Annotated in this window: 17 protein-coding genes; 6 read left to right on the forward strand and 11 right to left on the reverse strand. The window is 63.4% G+C overall.

Translation table 11 applies throughout. The features are described from left to right. Positions 1 to 32: 32 nt before the first annotated feature. The 4 genes from traC to QU595_RS26045 all read left to right on the forward strand — a co-directional run bounded on the left by traC (position 33) and on the right by QU595_RS26045 (position 2,815). Positions 33 to 311 carry a conjugal transfer protein TraC gene (gene traC / locus QU595_RS26030; RefSeq protein ID WP_315927463.1) on the forward strand — a complete coding sequence of 93 codons (279 nt, stop codon included), beginning with the start codon at positions 33 to 35 and terminating at the stop codon, positions 309 to 311. Between the two features lie 4 nt (positions 312 to 315). Beyond that, positions 316 to 531, forward strand: coding sequence for a type IV conjugative transfer system coupling protein TraD (gene traD, locus QU595_RS26035; RefSeq protein ID WP_315927465.1), 216 nt, complete (start codon positions 316 to 318; stop codon positions 529 to 531). Continuing rightward, entirely contained in the window at positions 518 to 2,467 is a 1,950-nt protein-coding gene (gene traG, locus QU595_RS26040) for a Ti-type conjugative transfer system protein TraG (protein WP_315927467.1), read from the forward strand. The genes traD and traG overlap by 14 nt, the downstream gene beginning before the upstream one ends. Positions 2,468 to 2,536: 69 nt before the next feature. Further along, on the forward strand, positions 2,537 to 2,815 hold the full coding sequence (locus QU595_RS26045) for a WGR domain-containing protein (protein ID WP_315927469.1): 279 nt from the start codon (positions 2,537 to 2,539) through the stop codon (positions 2,813 to 2,815). A gap of 93 nt (positions 2,816 to 2,908) precedes the next feature. Here QU595_RS26045 and QU595_RS26050 read toward each other — a convergent pair whose 3' ends face one another. The 5 genes from QU595_RS26050 to QU595_RS26070 form a co-directional block, all read right to left on the reverse strand. Then, positions 2,909 to 3,142, reverse strand: a complete 234-nt coding sequence (locus QU595_RS26050; protein ID WP_315927471.1) for a hypothetical protein — start codon at positions 3,140 to 3,142, stop codon at positions 2,909 to 2,911. Positions 3,143 to 3,332: 190 nt separating this feature from the next. Further along, complete coding sequence (locus QU595_RS26055) at positions 3,333 to 3,491, reverse strand: hypothetical protein (protein WP_315927473.1); 159 nt, start codon at positions 3,489 to 3,491, stop codon at positions 3,333 to 3,335. A gap of 77 nt (positions 3,492 to 3,568) precedes the next feature. Next, entirely contained in the window at positions 3,569 to 3,880 is a 312-nt protein-coding gene (locus QU595_RS26060) for a DUF736 domain-containing protein (protein ID WP_315927475.1), read from the reverse strand. Between the two features lie 1,042 nt (positions 3,881 to 4,922). Beyond that, positions 4,923 to 5,849 carry an ArdC family protein gene (locus tag QU595_RS26065; RefSeq protein ID WP_315927477.1) on the reverse strand — a complete coding sequence of 309 codons (927 nt, stop codon included), beginning with the start codon at positions 5,847 to 5,849 and terminating at the stop codon, positions 4,923 to 4,925. 278 nt (positions 5,850 to 6,127) lie between these two features. Continuing rightward, on the reverse strand, positions 6,128 to 6,313 hold the full coding sequence (locus QU595_RS26070; protein WP_315927479.1) for a hypothetical protein: 186 nt from the start codon (positions 6,311 to 6,313) through the stop codon (positions 6,128 to 6,130). Positions 6,314 to 6,683: 370 nt separating this feature from the next. Between QU595_RS26070 and QU595_RS26075 the strand changes: the two genes are divergently transcribed. Beyond that, positions 6,684 to 7,349 (forward strand): hypothetical protein, encoded by a 666-nt coding sequence (locus tag QU595_RS26075; RefSeq protein WP_315927481.1) that lies wholly within the window; start codon positions 6,684 to 6,686, stop codon positions 7,347 to 7,349. A gap of 82 nt (positions 7,350 to 7,431) precedes the next feature. Here QU595_RS26075 and QU595_RS26080 read toward each other — a convergent pair whose 3' ends face one another. The 5 genes from QU595_RS26080 to QU595_RS26100 form a co-directional block, all read right to left on the reverse strand. Beyond that, the gene (locus QU595_RS26080) at positions 7,432 to 8,019 is read right to left on the reverse strand and encodes a hypothetical protein (RefSeq protein WP_315927483.1); all 588 of its coding nucleotides are present in this window, start codon (positions 8,017 to 8,019) and stop codon (positions 7,432 to 7,434) included. A 456-nt stretch (positions 8,020 to 8,475) separates the two neighbouring features. Continuing rightward, positions 8,476 to 8,814, reverse strand: a complete 339-nt coding sequence (locus QU595_RS26085) for a hypothetical protein (protein ID WP_315927485.1) — start codon at positions 8,812 to 8,814, stop codon at positions 8,476 to 8,478. After that, entirely contained in the window at positions 8,811 to 9,692 is an 882-nt protein-coding gene (locus tag QU595_RS26090; RefSeq protein WP_315927635.1) for a DUF7007 domain-containing protein, read from the reverse strand. Before QU595_RS26090 ends, QU595_RS26085 begins: the two co-directional genes overlap by 4 nt. Positions 9,693 to 9,697: 5 nt before the next feature. Further along, on the reverse strand, positions 9,698 to 10,171 hold the full coding sequence (locus QU595_RS26095; RefSeq protein ID WP_315927487.1) for a hypothetical protein: 474 nt from the start codon (positions 10,169 to 10,171) through the stop codon (positions 9,698 to 9,700). Between the two features lie 79 nt (positions 10,172 to 10,250). Next, positions 10,251 to 11,936, reverse strand: coding sequence for a ParB N-terminal domain-containing protein (locus tag QU595_RS26100; RefSeq protein ID WP_315927489.1), 1,686 nt, complete (start codon positions 11,934 to 11,936; stop codon positions 10,251 to 10,253). Positions 11,937 to 12,630: 694 nt separating this feature from the next. Between QU595_RS26100 and QU595_RS26105 the strand changes: the two genes are divergently transcribed. After that, complete coding sequence (locus QU595_RS26105) at positions 12,631 to 13,290, forward strand: hypothetical protein (protein WP_315927490.1); 660 nt, start codon at positions 12,631 to 12,633, stop codon at positions 13,288 to 13,290. Positions 13,291 to 13,375: 85 nt separating this feature from the next. Here QU595_RS26105 and QU595_RS26110 read toward each other — a convergent pair whose 3' ends face one another. After that, positions 13,376 to 18,469: a DEAD/DEAH box helicase family protein gene (locus QU595_RS26110; protein WP_315927492.1), complete on the reverse strand. Its 5,094-nt coding sequence runs from the start codon at positions 18,467 to 18,469 to the stop codon at positions 13,376 to 13,378. Positions 18,470 to 18,578: the final 109 nt, after the last annotated feature.

An 18,578-nucleotide genomic window follows, 5' to 3' on the forward strand; every position in this document is an offset into this window, starting at 1 on the left:
ACCACGTGAACGACATGAGAGGACCGATCGGAATGAAGAAGCCTTCCTCCAAAATCCGCGAAGAGATCGCCAGACTCCAGGAGCAGCTAAAACATGCCGAAACGCGCGAGGCCGAGCGCATCGGACGGATCGCGCTCAAGGCGGGGTTGGGCGAGATCGACATCGACGAGGTCGACCTTCAGGCCGGTTTCGAGGACCTGCTGAAACGGTTTCGCGGCAGGCAGGGAGTTACGACCGGAAAGAAGAGGGATGGCGGCTTGCCGCCGACGGTCGCGTCTGGCGCGGCTGCGGGCGGTGCTGGCGAGGCTTGAGCGGATGAACCGCACAAACGCTTCCGATGCCCGCAAGAAGGATACGCGGGAGAAGATCGAGCTTGGCGGGCTGATCGTCAAAGCCGGGCTGCGCTACGAGAAACGCGCGTTGCTTCTGGGCGCGCTGATCGAACTCAGCCAGCGATTGAAGGGCGACGCGGACGAGCGGTCGCGCCTCACGGCAAAAGGTGTGGAGGCCTTTGGCCATGACGGCGAATAGGCTGGCGTTTGTCGTCGTGCCCGTCGCTCTGATGAGCGTCATCGTCTTCGGCATGACGGGGATCGAGCATTGGCTTGCGACGTTCGGCAAGACGGAGACGGGACACCTAACGCTCGGACGCGCAGGCATAGCACTGCCCTACATCGCGGCGGCGGCGGTCGGCCTCATCTTCCTGTTCGCCTGCGCCGGATCGGCGAACATCCAGTTCGCCGGAGCGGGCGTCACGACGGGGAGCGGCATGACGATAGCGATCGCCATGTCGCGCGAGGCACAGCGCCTGATGGCGATCTCTGGCCAGATCGACAATGGTACACCGCTGTTCTCCTATCTCGATCCCGCGACGATGTTGGGGGCAGGTGCTGCGGCAATGACGGCGGCCTTCGGATTGCGTGTCGCCCTGAAAGGCAACGCGGCGCTCGCAACGGCCGAGCCGCGGCGTGTTCGCGGCAAACGTGCGCTGCATGGCGAAGCGGAGTGGATGACACTGACCGATGCAGCAAAGCTGTTTCCCGACGCCGGCGGCATCGTCATCGGCGAGCGCTATCGGGTGGACAAGGACAACGTCGCCGCACAGTCGTTTCGGGCCGATGAAACCGCAACCTGGGGGGCCGGCGGTAAGTCTCCGCTGCTCTGCTTCGACGGCTCGCTCGGCTCCTCCCACGGCATCGTTTTCGCCGGCTCTGGCGGCTTCAAGACGACGTCGGTCACGATCCCGACCGCGCTCAAATGGGGGAGCACGCTCGTCGTACTCGATCCCTCGAACGAGGTCGCTCCGATGGTGCTCGAGCATCGCGCCAGGGCGGGCCGTGACGTGCATATCCTCGATCCGAAGCACCCAGAGACCGGCATCAATGTCCTCGACTGGATCGGCCGCTTCGGCGGAACCAGGGAAGAGGACATTGCCGCGGTGGCGTCGTGGATCATGAGCGACAGCGGGCGAGCCAGCGGTGTGCGCGACGACTTCTTCCGGGCATCCGGATTGCAGCTGCTCACCGCGCTGATCGCCGATGTCTGCCTCTCCGGTCACACGGAAGGAAAAGATCAAACGTTGCGGCAGGTCCGAAAAAACCTCGCCGAGCCCGAACCGAAACTGCGCGAGCGTCTGCAGACGATCCATGCGAATTCGCAGTCGGACTTCGTCAAGGAGAACGTCGCGGCCTTCGTCAACATGACGCCGGAAACATTTTCCGGTGTGTACGCCAATGCGGTGAAGGAGACGCACTGGCTGTCCTACCCCAATTACGCCGCGCTGGTCTCGGGGTCGAGTTTCTCGACCGACGATCTGGCCACTGGTGCGGTCGACGTCTTCATCAACATCGACCTGAAGACGCTTGAGACACATTCTGGTCTGGCGCGCGTTATCATCGGCTCTTTCCTCAACGCGATCTACAATCGCGATGGCAGGGTGGAGGGCAGGGCGCTCTTCCTGCTCGATGAGGTCGCGCGTCTCGGCTACATGCGGATTCTGGAGACGGCGCGCGACGCCGGCCGCAAATACGGCGTCACGCTCACCATGATCTATCAGTCGATCGGCCAGATGCGCGAAACCTATGGCGGCCGCGATGCGACGAGCAAATGGTTCGAGAGCGCGAGCTGGATCTCGTTCGCTGCCATCAACGATCCCGAGACGGCAGATTACATCTCGAAACGCTGCGGCACGACCACGGTCGAGATCGACCAGGTCAGCCGCAGTTTCCAATCCAAGGGAACGTCGCGAACACGCTCGAAGCAGCTGGCCGCCCGTGCGCTGATCCAGCCGCACGAGGTTCTGCGCATGCGCGTCGACGACCAGATCGTTTTCACCGCCGGCAACGCGCCGCTTCGCTGCGGCCGTGCAATCTGGTTTCGTCGTGCCGATATGAAGGCGGTGATGGGCAAGAACCGCTTCCATCGCCAGGAACAGGCGACGGCCGCGAACGACCCATCATCGGAATGAATCGATCCCAGGCCGGCGATTCAAATCTCTCATTGGACGCTGAGGCGGGCGTGCGCGATTCTGCCTGGCATGATCGTGCAGCCATATAAGCTCTATGTCGAACGCCGGGATCCACACCGTAACATGGCCAGGTTTTATGCAATGTCGATCGAAGGGACCCTGTTTGGAAAGGCCTGTCTCGTCCGCAGATGGGGTCGGATCGGGACCCGTGGTCGTATCGTGCAACACTCCTTCGACGATGAGGGCGAGGCGGTAGACCTTTTCCTCGAGCTGCTGCGCGCCAAGAAGATGCGCGGCTATCGGCCGAGGTCTGACTCTCGGCACACTGAAACGGCCCCGCCTGGTTGATGGGGCCGAAGACATCGCCGTCGACTGCCGAGATCAGCGAGCACGTGCCCTGACCACCTTTAGGCGCGCACATGCCGGCACTTCCCTAAGATGTTAGTGGGGCCGCTTCCTCTGACGATCCATCTCATTTAGAAAACCGACCAGGTCGAGTGCCAGCCAGAAAGGCATGCTTTCCAAGGCGAGAGCGCCGATCTCATAAGGAAGCCCGGTCATGGTGTCGATCACCGACCAGGTACCGTCGCTATCACCTTCAATATCGTAGCGTTCTGAGGCCATGCGGCTAGCATACACAGCTATCAGCATTCCGTGATTCTTTATCAGCGTCACGTTTGTTTTCCAGGAAAAACCCAGCCGGAGTCAGGGGCGAACCCCTTTCGCCATCCAACGGTCGAATGGAGGCCGCCAATCTATTGGCAAGCTGATGCGCCCGGTCTCGGGTCGCAGGCGACACATGGCTGTCGCTTGATGTGCCGGTCGATCGCGTTAGGCCAGTGCTTCAACCGGTTGAGAGCCTCCCTCAATGGGGAGGCTCGTCGGTCTCGCCTGACAGCCGCGCATCACGTTCCGCAATTGCCGCCGCCAGTTCGGCCTCGATCTGCCGACGCCCGGCGCGCTCCACCGCGTTAATGCGCTCGGCCCTTAGTTCCTCGATTTGCTGCTCGATTGAAATCGACATCGTGATCTCCGTCATGTCTGTCAAACCAAAACGCGAGAACGGCCCCGCCGGTTGGCGGAGCCGTTTTGGGCCGGACTTCAGTCCCGGTTCGGCCGGGACCAGATCAGCTGCAGGCCTTCCTCGCCCTCCACTTCGACCAGTGTGGCGTAGATCGGGGCCGGGAAGCTCGGGTCATCGAGTTTGACCGAGAGGTAGTCGCGGCCGCTCTGATCGGAGTGCTTCTGCCAGGCGGCGCCCAGTTCCACGGCGCCCGAGAAGATGCGGAAGTGTGGGCCCTTGTCCGAGGGGTTTTCGACGCGCTCGAGGCGAGCCTTGACGTTGAGGGTGAGGGTCTTGATCGCACCGGTGAAGCCGTTGGCGGTGGAGGTGAAGGTGCCGATGGTAGCCATTGTGTAGTTCCTTTCCTGTTTCGAGCCGCGCCCTTCGCGGCCTCGATGGCTGTCGACAAGACCGGAGGCGATCGGACCGCACCCGTAAGGGCCGAAATGCAATGCAGGACGGCAACTGCCGTTTTTGTTAGTTGGCGAGGAATGGCGGCGCAGCCGGCAGGGGTAAGAAAATCGGTGGCTGCCGTTGTGGAAGACCGATCGAGGCGTAGCCGCACTCTGGTCAGACATGCCACATCGAGCCCGCGGAAGGGTCGGCCTGTGCCAGGAGGTAGGGTACCACAACGAGCACCTCGCCCATCGATACCTTCACAGCCGCCTGACGATGGATGACGGCGCGATCTGGCTTCCCGTCGCGCCTGCCGCTTCGCGCAGGGTTATCGATCAGCCTATGGAACGGCAATCGAGATGGTTTCTTGGAGAGCGGAAGGGTCCGCTCCGCTGCTCGGCGCGCAACGAGCAACCGCCGCGCCTCGGTTCGAATTCGCGATATGGTTCGTTTCGTCGCCGCGTACCGCGAAGGTCCATGCTGAGGGACGATAGGCTCGTCGATCATCCTTTCGGCTCTTCGGTTGAGCGATTGCTACAAAGGACTGTCAAGGTGCTCGATCGACGGCATGGGGGCCGAACCGTCACGCTTGATCGCCGAGCGGGCATGATCAGCAAACGGTCGGTCCGGTCCGGCACTTGCCCCCGGGCGCTCGACTTTGCCGCCGTGACGCAGCTCATTCCAGAAGCAATACCCGCCGGGTCGGGAACCCCAACCGCCTCCCGAGCCCGGCGGGCTGACTGGCTGGCGGGTTCTAGGGAACAAAGAGCCCGCCACGCCAACCTCGCGGTCTGCGTCCAGGCTCAGGCCGGATGAACTGCCCCCGAAACGAAAGGCCCACGTACATCTGAGCGACATGACCCTGTGCCCACCTATGTGGCTGTCAATATGACCAGCCGTATATTCGGACCAATGCGGTCGCAGGATGGACCTCGGTCGGCCTCTACCCTACCGCGAAAAGCAAGCCCAGCGTCCAGGGGGAGGAGAGAATGGCCATCACGCCGCCTCCCGCTCGTCGGCGGTCGCCGGCTGAAGATCATGCAGATAGGCAACGGCCCGCTGCGCGTGCGCGGCGGCCTGAAAGATCGCCCGCTTGTCGCCGGCAAGCACCGATAGCCAGGAGTCGAGGTAGGACGCATGATCTGGCCGGGGCTCAAGTTCGGGAACGATACAAAGATCCGCACAGAGGAAGCAGCTTCCGAGCTCAGCGATCAATTCCTCGCGTGCTCGCTCGCTTCGATCTTTGCCGTATCGCGAAAGATCACGGTTTACGCGATGGGGAGCAGCTGTCCAGTGCGTCGCTTCATGGCTCAAGACCGCGACGTAAGACGCCGCATCGCGAAAAGTCGCGAAGGGCGGCATCTGAATGAAATCTCCTCCGGGACTGAAGAAAGCCTTGTCGCCTCCATGCCGGATCACGGCGCCGGTGTTGGCGAAGAACCGGTCGGCGCGCGCGATCCGCTCGACCGGATCGCGGACCGGCTCGGCCCGGGCGTAATAGTGATCCGGCAAACCATCGATCTGCGCGACGTTGAAAGCGGTGTAGGCTTTCAGGAACGGGATTTCGCGGTCGAACTCCTCACCGCGAGCATCGGTTTCGGTTTTGGTGAAGCGGCTGGCGAAAACGACCATGGAGCCGGTCTCGCCCTTGCGCACGGCGCCGCCGACTTCCAGCGCCTGCTTGAATGTCATCCAGATCGGAGCGGTATAGCCGCGCGCGATCGCTTCCGACCACAAGAGCAGCACGTTCATGCCACTATAGGGCTGGCCGTTGTGTCTTAGCGGCCGGGTTACCCGACCAATGGCATTGGTGGAATGCCACGGCTGCATCCAGGGGCGGACGCCCTTTTCCAGCTCGGCCACGATGCGGTCTGTGATGCGCGCATAGATGTCTGTGCGCGATCCATTTTCTTTCCTGCTCATTTTATGAACCTCCGATGCTGGAGGCCGCGCCGATCGCGGCCCCGTCACGGGGTCCGCCATGGCGGAGTAGGAAGGCGGGCAGCGCACCCGATCGGGGCCACCGTCGTGCCTACACGATGGGGTGATCATGGGCCGTAGCGGCAGCGGAGGACGGCGAAGCCGTTGCGCTGATTGCCTGGCTCCGCCAGGACCACGGGCAGGACGGGGACGCGAGCGGACGCTAGAAAGAGAGAAGGCGGCGCGGAAGCGCCGCCTCGATGCGGTGGGAGAAGGCCGGTTCAATGAACCGACCGACCGCCGCTGTAGGGATCGTATTCGAAGAGGATTTCGACATCGGCGTCGTCGAGCTCATCGGCGGGGATAACGCCGAATTCGTCGTCGACTTGGAAGAGGATCACCGGAGCCATGAGGGTTAGGGCGAGGTTCCAGGCGGCCTTCTGGGCGAGGGTGAGATCGTGAGACATCTGGGGGCTCCATCTTGGAGCGGGCCAATTCCCGCTCGATGGCTCCGTCAGTGTGCGGCGGCGGGCGCGATCACCGCGCAGGCGTCAGCCAAGCGGCCGCAGCTTGCTAGCGGACCCCCTTGCGGGTTGATCGTGGAAGATCCGCGGCCGCGCCAGGAAAGCCATCACGAGAGAGCGGGATTGGACCGCGCCGGGAGCCAATGTCCGGATCGGCTAGGTAAGCGAAACCAGGCTGCCGCATCGTCGGTCCCCTGTCACGAAAAGCTGCGGTCACCCTGAAACATCGCATGACCTTGATGCGTTCCGCATGAAATTGACATTTCATGCGCGATACCTATATATCGTGTGAGAGACTGGGAGTACAAACGACATGGCATTCAGGGCGGACGAGGCTGCGGCGAACGGATACGAACGCGCCAGAAGCTACCTGGTCTCAAGGAACTTCACCCCCGCCGAACGCGCCAGAAGCGAGGCGGCGCTGCTCGAATTGATCGAGGAATGCGGACCGGTCGTCGAAGGCTATCCAAGCTGGCATCCGCTGGTGTCGAATCACGACGACCGGAATCCCGAGACCTATCCCAGCGATCGCTGCGGCTATCGCGGTCTCGACCATACGGTTTGTTTCGCGCATGGGTTTCTCACCTGCCCCTATGTTAATGGACAAGAGGTTATCAACTCGGCCGACCAGTTACCGCACCATCCGCGCGCGTCGATCACGGCCGAGCTGATCGATGTGCCCTTCTACAACACCGGGACCCAGCCGGTGCTGGTCCGTTGCGAATGGTCCACTCCCCTGGAGCCAGGGAAGATGGTGCCGAAGTCGCTCGCCGTCCCCTTGATGCTGGAGCAGGAACTCCCCGTCTGGAGGTGGTCGTCACGGGCCGAGAACTGGGAGACGATGCGGCCCTATCTGCTGGGAGCGCCGCATGGCAGCAGGTCATCCCTCTTCGTCAGCCAGCACGCGGCCCTCGCCATGAAAAAGATCTACATGGCGATGGTGGAAAGCGGCATGTTCGGCCCCATGAAGATGGGATAGGCCCGCACAGTCCTCGCGACCGATCGCGAACAGTCACGCTGGCGATGAAGGAGGGCGGAGCTGAAGCTCCGCCCTCTGAGCCCTATCCGAGCGCCGCTATCTGCAGCTCGGCCGCTTTACGGTCGACGTTCTGGCCGGGATTCTCGACTGCGCGCTCGAATGGCTTCCAGGCCTCGCCGACGACGTGCTCGTAGGCGGCGACGGCTCCCTCGGCGGCCATGCTGAGTGCGTGCGCCTGGAGCGCCATGTCAGCGGCGAACTCGCGCTTGCGCTGCGCGGCGCTGTCGAAGCCTACGGGTCCGTCAATGTCCTCGTTGCGGTCATCGCAGGCGGCCTTGGCCGTAGCGTCGCGGGCCTCCGAGACTGTCCGGCTGTAGAATTGGCCGGCCCCGTAGGCCGAACCGACAAAGGATCCGACGATGCGCTGCAGGTGGATCTGCATGGCACGTTCGCCCAACCCCTCGTCGAGGGCTGCGGCTGTGTTGACGATGAGCTTTTCGTGCAGGTCGCGGATGCCATCGCTGTCAAGGACTGGCAGGCCGAAGCTCTCGGAAATGAGGGAGCACTGGGCGGCATCCGGGCAGGCGAGCCGGACCATTTGCAGGTTGGTCCCCTTGCGGAGTGGGACTACGCGGGCGCCGGAGCGGGAATTGGCAGCTTTCTTGGTCATGGCTTGTCCTTTCTTTCGGTCCGAAGCTCGGACCGGCCCCGTGCCGGCCCTCCCTTGGGCGCGGACCAATAAGAACCGGCGGAATGACGGGCGCTTCAGGGTCCGGGCGGACCGAGGCGAGCATGGCAGGCTTGCGGCCAAGCAGGGCCTTTTCAGCCCTCGCGCGGGACGCGGGCCTGCCATTGCGAGACCGGAGCGATCCGGCCGCCCGCGGCGCGGAACGCGGCCTTGAAGCGAACGGCCGCCGGTTCAGGACCGCATGAAGCCCGAGAGAGGACCGGCAAGGGCCTGACTTCAGACACGGAACCGGAATGACGGGTGGCCGTGACCAACTGACCATCGATGCACCAGACCGCTAGAATTCCCCTCGATCAGCGTCAGAACAATGGCCGCTCTATACCGCGCCGTCTGCAGCGACATCGACAGCATCGGCCGCTCTCGACTTGACCGCCGACATCATGAGGCTTGCTCGCTGACAGCGGCATCGTTGCTGTGCCTTTCGAGGAAGCTGGCGATCGCGCGATCCTCCCGCGCCAGCCTGCGCGAAAGGGCGTCGATCTCCGGCTGTCGCTCAGCGGTCAGTGCCGCAAGTTGGGAGCGATAGCGCTCGATGAACGCGCCGGGATCGGACGCCTTCCCGCCACGATAGTGCCTACGACGCGGCAGCAGGTCGGGGATCAGCGCCGTCATGCGGCGCGTGATCTGTCGGTCGATCATATCCAGCTGCCGCTGCGTCTGCCGCCGTGCCTCGTCCATGCGGGTGAGTTGCCGGCGGAACTCTGGCGGGATTATCATGGCGAACACCTTCCCTGCCAGCCGACGAAATTGGACGGTCCGGCATAGATTCTATGGCGCTCGGGATCGATCACGAAGCCGAACCGGCCGATTTCGTATTCCTCGACCGGGACAAGGAAACGCCGCTCTTCGGTGCCGGCGCCGCGCTTGCCACCCGGGGTCGCGATGCATTCCACGTACCCCTTCTCATGGTCGGACGTGATTGCCGAAATCACGACCCAGTCGTTCGCATGTTTGGCCTCGAAGGCGCGGCGGTCCTTCTCTCGAGATTCGCTGGGCTCGAGAATGGTGCCGAAAATCGCCTCCCACGCGTCCGGCCAGCTATACCTGACAGTCTGCTCGGCGCCGCGGCTCTCGAACGCAGTGAACAAATGCGGGAAGGTGATGGCGACGATCGCCCATTCGGCATCCTCTTCGTAACATCCGCCTGCGGAACGCAGCATTGGATGCACCTTGCGGTTCCGCCCGGCCGAGAGCCTGAAGCCGCCATGCCCCGCGGTCGAATATGCTGTGATGCCCTCGGCATAGAGGGTTCCGCCCTGCGACACGCCCCAGGGCGTATTAACACTGCCGCCAATCTCGAGCCGGCACAGCTCGCGCTTCTGACGTTGGTGCTCGGCTTGATCGAGGACCTGCGCTCGGAAAGCCTCCTGGTCCGCAAGCTCTCCGGCGTGGCCGTAGAAATCCTCACGGGTCCATTCGGCCATCGGGCGGGCGATGCGCCAGCCGCTGACGAGATAGTGCCGACCGTTGCGGCCCGGGGCCATCGCATAGGCGGTTTCGCCGACAAGGGCGACCGACATTCCGTCGGCGCTGCAGCCGAACGAAGGTCCGGACGAACCCGAGATTGCGGGTCGCGAAGACGAGGAGGAGAGCATCCGGATCATGCCGCCGTCCTCCCCTCAATAGCGTCGGCGGCCGCTTCGTCAGCCGTGACTTCGTCCAGCACGGCCTTTGGATGGCCATGCTGCGACAGCCATTGTTCGGCTGCAGCGCGGTGCGGTGCGAGATGGACGAGCTCGGCATGGTCACCGGCACCGTCCAAGACGCGAACCGAGCCGATTGGCGGCCTCTCTACGATCGCGAAGCACAGGCGGGAACCCACGGAAAACGTCCGGTGGACGCGTATGGCAACGACGACGCCGCCACCGAAATCCGCCTCGTGCATGGTGAAGCTGCCGCCGCCCAGCTTACCGATGTCGTGACCGCCCTGTTTGCTGATCAGGCGACCCTGGCTGTTGTCGTTCTTCCAGGCGGCCAGCTTCCTGGAACGCCGTTCCGGCGGACGCTGCGTTCCGTTGGACCAGGCGACGATGGCTCCGATGGGAGCATGTTCGAAGATGGTGTGCGCTGACATGATATCCTCGTCGGATCAAGCTTAAACGAAACCGCCGCCGGTATGACCGGCGGCGGCAAAGCGTGCGAAAAGCGGCGCCCTACTCGGCCGCCTCGCGATAGGCTTCGTCGACCGCATCGCTGGCGTTGCCACCGGCCTCCTGTTCCTCGGCGGTCACGTCGCCGTCGTCAGGCGCATCGTCGTCGGCCTCGGTGACAGCGCTCCTTGCCAGCCACTCGACGAGCGCGGGTTGCGCCGGCGAGAAGTGGGCCGCGGGATGGACGAAGTGACCTTCCTTGAAGTGCTCGACGAGTGAGGCGCGGGTATCCTTCACCCGCGCTCGCGGCAGCACCGGCGTGTCGACACACGAGGCTTCGAGCGCCGGACGCGACAGGCAGGACAAGAAATCCTCCGTGCCCATATTGGCGAGGAAGCTGTCGGCGCCGACGGCCGAGCCGGCGACGAGCGCCACGATGCCTGATTTGCTGACATTTTCGCGGCAGGACAGCACGTCGATCAGCACACCGCGGGCGGCGATGCGCAGCGTGTCGATGTCGAAGGCGAACCTGCTTTCGGCGTCGAACAGGCTTGCTGCATGGCGACCGAAGCGTCCACCGAAGCGGAAATCGCCGCCGGCGCCGGAATCAACACGCACATTCTGGCCTGCCATGGCGAGGACAAGCAGTGCGAGCAGGGTGTCGTCCTCGATGGGCGCGCGAGACAGGGCCTCATGCAGGGCATCGGTGCGCAGGTCGCCGATCATCTCGATGCCCTTGCGTGTCACGTCGGGACGCGGCTTCGAGACGACGAGCGCCTCGTCATCGCCACCAGCGCCATCCGTGCCCTTGACCTTCTTCGCTTCGGGCATGCGGAAGTGGACCGTCCTCACCTTGCCCTCGCGATCGAGATACATCGCGGTGTGGTCCGACTTCTTGGGCGTGCCGTAGACCCGCTCCGCCTTAGGCGGGAGCTTGACCTCGCCCCAGCTGTTCGCCTCGGCGACGGCGCCCTTCTTGGGCAAGTTCTGGGTCATCCATTCCTGCTGAGCGCCGAGGAAAGCCTCCACATCGGTAGTGTAGCGGCTGTCCTGGTCGGCCGGGGCGAACAGGTCCTCAACCCAGGCAATGCCATACGCCTGGGCGAGCTCGTCGCCGAAGCTGGCGTCGCGGGCATACATGCGGGTCTTAGCGAGGCCGTTGGCGACGGTCCACCAGGAGACCTGCGGATCGCCCTTGGTTGGCTTGTGCGCCTTCCAGACCTCCTTCTGATCCTCGAGCGAGGCGGCCGCGATGGTTCGGAGCTGCCTCTCGTCGGGCATGTCGCCCTTGGCCATGTGATCCAGCATCGCCGGCAATACATTGGCAAGCAATCGCAGCTTCTTGATCTGGCGCACGGGTAGCGTCAGCGCGACCGCGATCGCCTCCTCGGTCCAGCCGAGCGCGACGAGCCTCTCGATGGCACGCCACTGGTCGACCGGGTTGAGATTTTCGCGGGCGATGTTTTCGACCATCGAACGCATGGCGCCACCGTCGGCTTCCGCCTCACCGACGAGCACGGCTATTTGCTCGAGGCCGGCGGTGATGGCCTGCTTCACACGCCGATGGCCGTGCTGGATGACGAAGCCATTGCCGCCATCGATCTGCGGCGCAACGAGCGGCGGCTGCACGATGCCGACGGCCCGGATAGTGGCCAGCAGCAGCGCGTCGGACTGGGGACTGGATTTGGTACGCCGGGCCTTGTCGGGGTTGTCGACGAGGGCGCGCGGATCGATCAGCTTGATTTCCATCGAGATGCTCCTTTGGGATTGCGGACACGGCCTTTCACCGGTCCTTTTTCGTCTTCTGTCCCGAAGACATTCCCCGGGCCCGCGGAGCGGGCGGGTCGGAGCAACTGCGGCCGAGCATCCCTGCCTGGACCGGCCCAGCGGGGCTAACAGCCCTGCGCAGGACGACGGGCCGGGATCGCGAGCGGCGCGGTTGAGCGCTAGCGTCAGCGGCCTGCCCGATCTGCGAGCGATTTTTGCTTTCCTGCTTTTCGCTCTTCTCCTCTTCTTCGCCGGGCTGGCGATCCAAAAATCCTTGCGCCGTCCCCTTGCCAGAGCATTTTCGAGCGTCCAAATTGGTTGCTGGCACTCGCCAGGAGCCTGACGCCCGACATCGCAAAGCTGCAAGCAGCACTGGCCAACAAAACCCACCCGGCCATGTCTGGTTCGGGCTCGGGAGTGGAGCGGGCGACACTTCGCGAAGAGCCGGAGAATCGGCATGTCGACCAGGTCGGTCAGGCCTTCGTCAATCGAAGGCATCAAGCGCCTCGCCAAGAAGATTGCGTCCGAGAAGTCAGTCAAGCACACGGTAGCGCTCAATGAGGCTGCGGTCCTTGCCGGCTACCAGAATTTCACCCACGCAAAGCATGCGCTCTCGCCGCAAGGCCCAACGCAGCGGTCGAAGGCGCCTGCCTCCAACACAAGGACGCAATCGCCAATGCCCAAATCAGATTTCCATAAGCGCTCGCGATCGGAGTGGATCTCGAAAGTCGACCAGATCACGCATAGCGGAGACGCCACGCTGTCATGGCAGCACGTCGACGATATCGTGAGCAGGCTCGACCCATTCATGGGATCGAACAAAAATCATGCACACCTGCCAAAAGGCGGCGGTTTCGACTTCCTTTCCGTCTCGCATGGAAGGGAACCGGGCTGCATCGAATTCGGCATCTTCACTGGGACCACCGTCGTAGTCAAACCGCGCCGGCTGGTTCTGGAGCGCATTGCATCCGATCCCGCGGAATCCTTCCTGATGCTCGAGTTGGACGATCTGGAGCCCTCGGGCTCGAACCAGAAAGATCGCGAAAGAAGCACGCTGCGGCGTCAGGAGGAAGCAATCGAAGTCGGTCGAGGGAAGTATGTCGGGCGTGCCGCCTATGAAGACGGCTATTTCGTCGATGATCGCGGATATGAGCGGGAACTGCCGGAAGACGCACGCCCGGTTTTGCGATTGCTGAATGGCCAGATCATGCTCGTGACCAAGGGAAGCATTTGGAATGGTTCGTCGCGAACCTACTCCGGACTTCACGACGGCATGACCACGCCGCAGATTCGCGCCGTGATCCAGCAGATCATTGACGATCTTGCGGCTGCATGATTTTCCCGAAACAAAAATGGGCCGCGAAGGGGCGGCCCATAGGTGGGAACGTCTCGGATAATCTCGGTGGTGAAGGCGGCTTGGGTCAAGGTGCTTTCGCAACCTCGAGCGCCTCGGCGGCGAGCGCTTCCCCGACCTCGCGCAGCTGTTGGCGCTTTTCGGCAAGTTCGTCAGCAAAGGAGAAGGTTCCAGCCTCGTGCGAGCGGTAGGATGCGAGCCGCCGACGAGCTTCCTCCAGCCGGCGGCGATGGCGTAGACGTTCGCCCTCGAAATCGCCCAGGGCATGCTCTACGCGGGACACAGCCCCAAGCGGCGTAACCGTTACAGGAAGGTCGATCTCATAACCGGCGCCGGTGCGCTTGAGCAGCGTCTGGTAGCGATACCCATCCTCGCCGAAGCGCTCGCCGGAATACTCGAGATCGAAACCGCCGATGGATGCGAGACGCACCCCTCCTTCCTGCTGCAACTGAACGAGGGTGAGGATTCCCTTCATCAGAGCCCTGCCTGCCTCCTTGCGCCCGGCATAGGCTATGTCAGTGACGCTCATCGCAAAGGCATCGCCGGTAGTAGGAACAAGGCGTTCGATGTCCTGGCCGATTTCCGCGATGCGACGCGTCGAGATGTCGATGTCGCGCTCCGCATCGCGGATCTGGCGACGCACCGCATGCTGATCGTCGATATGGGCAGCGCACAGGCGCTCGAGCCGCGCGATGTCAGCTTCGAGGCCCGCCTTCTGCATCAGCCGCTGGTCGCCCGATGCAATGGCCTTCGCCATGGCAAACTGGTTCGCTTGTCCCTCGCCGAGATCTTCGAGTCGCCGGATCGAGGTGTCCCCGGAAAGCGCGGCCGCGATGAAGCGAGCCTTGCGCTCGTTGTTCTGCCACATCGTGGCGTCGAGCGAACCCTCGGTCGCGTAGGCGTAGATGTCGACCTCGTCATGCTGGTTGCCCTGGCGCACGATCCGGCCCTCGCGCTGCTCGATCTGCGATGGAAGCCACGGCACATCGAGATGATGGAGCGCCTTCAGGCGAAGCTGCGCGTTGACGCCGGTACCCATGGTCTCGGATGAGCCAAGCAGGAATCGAATCCTGCCAGCGCGAACATCGCCGAACAGGCGTTGCTTCGCATCCGACTTTTTGTAGTCCTGCATGAAGGCGATTTCGCAGGACGGCACGCCGCGCCGGACGAGCTCATCCCTGATCCAGCGATAGGCGGAAAAGCCCCTGGTCTTCTCGACGCTGATTGTGCCCAGATCGGAAAAGATCATCTGCGCGGCGCCGGGCAGCTCGTAGGGCTTGCCGTCCGGCTGGGCATAATTTTGCGCCGCCGTCTCGCGCCAGACGCGGAAGGCGGTGTCGATCAACATGTTGAGCTTGTTGTCGGGCTCATTGTCGTTGTCCGCATCAACCAAGCGCAGATCGATCGCTGCATGGCGGCCATCGGTGATGACGGACAGCAGGATGTCGTCACCGGACTCCGCTGGACGATTTCGCTCCTCGATCGCCTTGATGCGGACGTCGAGCTGAAGCTGATAGCGTTTGAAGGCGGCGGTCGGCTTGGCTGTGACGATCTGGCGCCGGCCGGTCGAGAGCGCCGGCACCTTCACATGTTGGCGCAGGTCTTCCGGCAACACGACGTCGGCGAAAGACCTGAACATCGCAATCAGCTCAGGCACGTTGACGAAGCTGGCAAAGCGGCTGACCGGCTTGTATCTGCCCGAAGGTTGCAGTTCGAGCTCGGTCGTGGTGTCGCCAAAGGTCGATGCCCAAGCGTCGAACTCATGGAGACCGCGTTGCATCAGGGCCTCATGGTCCATGAGACGCTGCACCGAGAACATTTCGCCGAGTGTGTTGGTGATCGGTGTGCCGGAAGCCAGCACGAGCGCACGGCCCGGGTTCTTGGTCTCGATAAAGCGCGACTTCACATAGAGGTCCCAGGCACGCTGCGAGCCATTCGGATCGACACCCTTTAGCGTCGACATGTTGGTTGCGAAAGAGAGCTTCCTGAACTCCTGCGCCTCGTCGACGATGATCTGGTCGACGCCGATCTCGGCGATGGTGAGCAGATCGTCCTTGCGCGTCGCGAGCGCCTCCAGCCGCTCCTTGAGACCTTCCTTCAGGCGTTCGAGGCGCTTGCGTGAGACGCGATCCTCGCTTTCGACCTTGGTGAGCAGGGTCTCGAACAGCTCGAGCTCGTCATGAACCATCTGCTGTTCGAAGGCGGACGGCACGCCAATGAAGCGGAACGCCGAATGCGTGATGATGATGGCATCCCAGGTGGCCGTCGCGGCGCGCGACAGGAAGCGTGCCCGTTTCTCCTTCGTAAAGTTGGTCTCGTCGGCAACGAGGATGCGGGCGGATGGATAGAGCGCCAGGAACTCGCGCGCCGCCTGCGCCAGGCAGTGGCCGGGAACGACGAGCATCGCCTTGGCGATCAGACCGAGCCGGCGCTGCTCCATGATGGCGGCGGCAACCGTCATCGTCTTGCCGGCACCAACGGCGTGCGCGAGATAGGTCGTGCCGGCCGCGATGATGCGCCAGATGCCCCGCTTCTGGTGGTCATAAAGAACGAAGGCGCCTGAGGCGCCCGGAAGTTTCAGATGGGAGCCGTCGAATTTTCGCGGCGCGATATTGTTGAAGCGGTCGTTGTAGACCCGTGCCAGACGATCGGTGCGATCAGGATCCGACCAGACCCAGCCTTGAAACGCGGCCTTGATCTTGTGCAGCTTCTCCTTGGCCGCCTCGGTGTCGACGACGTTGAGCACACGGCGCTCGGCTTGGCCGTCCTTCACGGTATCGAAGATCTGGGGCACACGACTGTTCAGCGCATCGGCGAGCAACTCCCCGGCATGGCGTCGATCCGTGCCCCACTCCGACGTGCCGGCGGCCGTCCAGCCGAGCTGACGCCCCTCCACCGTCCATGAGGCGAGTTCGGGCATATGATGGATGCGGATTTCGGCACCCATTGTCTCGTTGACGAAGGCGACGACATCGGCGGCCGGGATCCACGGCGCGCCGAGCCGTGCCGTGATTTCGGAGGGACCGAGATCGGTCGGCTGTACCTCAGAGAGCGCGCGGACATTGCGCACGAACGTTGCATCAAGCGCAGCGGCAGCTTCCGCCACCTTCAGCTTGTCTCGCACGGGACCCGAGAGATAAGCATCCGCCGTCTGCCATGACCCGTTGCCCGGGTCCAGGAAGATGGCATCACCTAGTTCGGCAATGATGCCTGTAACATCGTGATGAAGCAGCTCGGCAACGTGTTCGAGATCGACGCGGCCGCGTTCGTTGAGCACTACGGCAAGCGCATCGGCGGCCGAGGTGATGACGGGTGTTGCTGGGGGCGCGATCACGCGCTCGGAAAAAATCGGTCCGGGCTTCGCCGTGTCAGTGTCGAGATCGTAGTTCTCTATCGAGGCGACGAGCCAGCAGTCCGGATCGTCGAGGAAGGGCTGGATGTTCGGGCGGCGATGCGTGTCGCGGACCTCGCCGGCCTCCTGGTCGTCCGTGACCGAGACTGTCGTGTGATTGATCGGGCCGAAGTCGCGCACGAAGCTCGACCAGGCGATCCGCAGGCGAACCTGCGCATTCTTCCAGGGTCGATCAAGTTCCTGGCATTTCAGCACCTCGCGCACCGCGTCCCGGATCGGGATTAGCTTGCGGATGATGCGGGCGTGTTTTTCTGGGATGCCCTCGGCGCCGCGTCCCTTGCGCACGTGGACAGAGACGGGCGCGCCATCGATGACTTGCATCAGGCCGCAGGCATTTTGGACGAAGAAGCTCCCCTCCCGGACATGCGGCCCCGCGGGAAGATCGGCATCGTCCAGATCGTTGGCTTCATCACGATCGAAGTCGATTTCACCGGGCTCGCCGTCATAGAGGGCTTCCGGAAGGAAATGGACGGCGGCATTGAGTGCTGCGGTGAGATCCACGCCGGCGCGCGGCAGGCATGTATAGGTTTCGCCGAAGGGTCCGGAGGTCAGCGCATGCGTTCCGAGCACGAAATCCGGATGCCGCGCCAACCATCGATTGATGCGAATGGCGCCCTCCTCCTCAGTCGCGACCGGCGCTTCATCGAGGTCGAGCCAGGCGAGATCGCCTTCCGGCTCGGCAACCTTGCGCTTGCGAAAGAAGAGAATGTCGACGACGACATCAGTGCCGGCGTCAGCCCGGAAACTGCCCTTGGGCAGGCGAATAGCCGCGATCAAATCGGCCGACTTCGCGATGTGCTCGCGCGCCGTGGCATCGGCCTTATCGAGAGTGCCCGAGCTCGTCACGAAAGCGGCGAGCGCGCCAGGTTTCAAAAGGTCGACAGACCGCGCCAGGAAATAGTCGTGCAGGCGCAAGCTGAGCGAACGATAGGCGCGGTCCGAACGCACCGTGCGATCGGAGAAGGGCGGATTGCCGATGGCGAGATCGAAATTCGCCGGCAGGTCGGTGCGGGCGAAGTCGCCGGCAATGATCCGCGCCCGGGGCTGGAGCAGTCGGGCGATGCGCGCCGTGGACGGATCGAGCTCGACCCCCGACACATGGGAGATGTCGCGCAAAGCTTCCGGCATCAGCGCCGGAAACAGGGCCGTGCCGATGCCGGGCTCCAGCACTCGGCCGCCGCGCCAGCCGAGACGCTGAAGCCCCGCCCACATCGCGCGGACGATGAACTCAGGTGTGAAATGGGCATATTGCGTGCAGCGGGCGAGCGAAGCGTAGTCGTCCTCACTGACGGCGTCCTGCAGATCAGCGCCGATCTTTTCCCAGCTCCTGCGGAATTCGATCTCGCCGAGCCGGCGAAAGACACCGTTGGCGAGATCGGAAGCGCCGAAGCCGGTGAAGCGGACGAGGCGCGTCTGTTCCTCGATAGTGGCCGGCCGATCCGCGGCCTCGATCTCGGCCGCCAGTCGAATAGCCTCGATGTTATCGCGCGCGCGATCCCTCCAGCCCTTTGCCAGGAGACGATCGCCGACCAGATGGAAATTTGCACCCGGCATTCGGCGCACGGAAGAAGCGGCGCGTCCAACGGCCAAGCCCGCAACAACGGGCGCCGGCGCCGGCGACTCGGGATCGTCGCCATCACCGGTCTCGACCGTGAAGTCGCCGGCAAAGGCAGTCACGCCTAAGCCAAGCCCCGATGAAGGGGCGGTATTGCCAAAAAGGTCGATCGTGAAGGGATCGTCGTGCGCCATGGAAGGTTCTCCTGTGATGAAGGCGCGCGCCATCGTCCTACCGGATGGCTCCAGCCGGCCGAACCTTGCGCGAGTGTTGGGGATGGGTGAGGAAGCTGCCGACCAACGC

It is taken from the genome of Mesorhizobium sp. SP-1A (genome assembly GCF_032460275.1).
Taxonomy (GTDB): Bacteria; Pseudomonadota; Alphaproteobacteria; order Rhizobiales; family Rhizobiaceae; genus Mesorhizobium.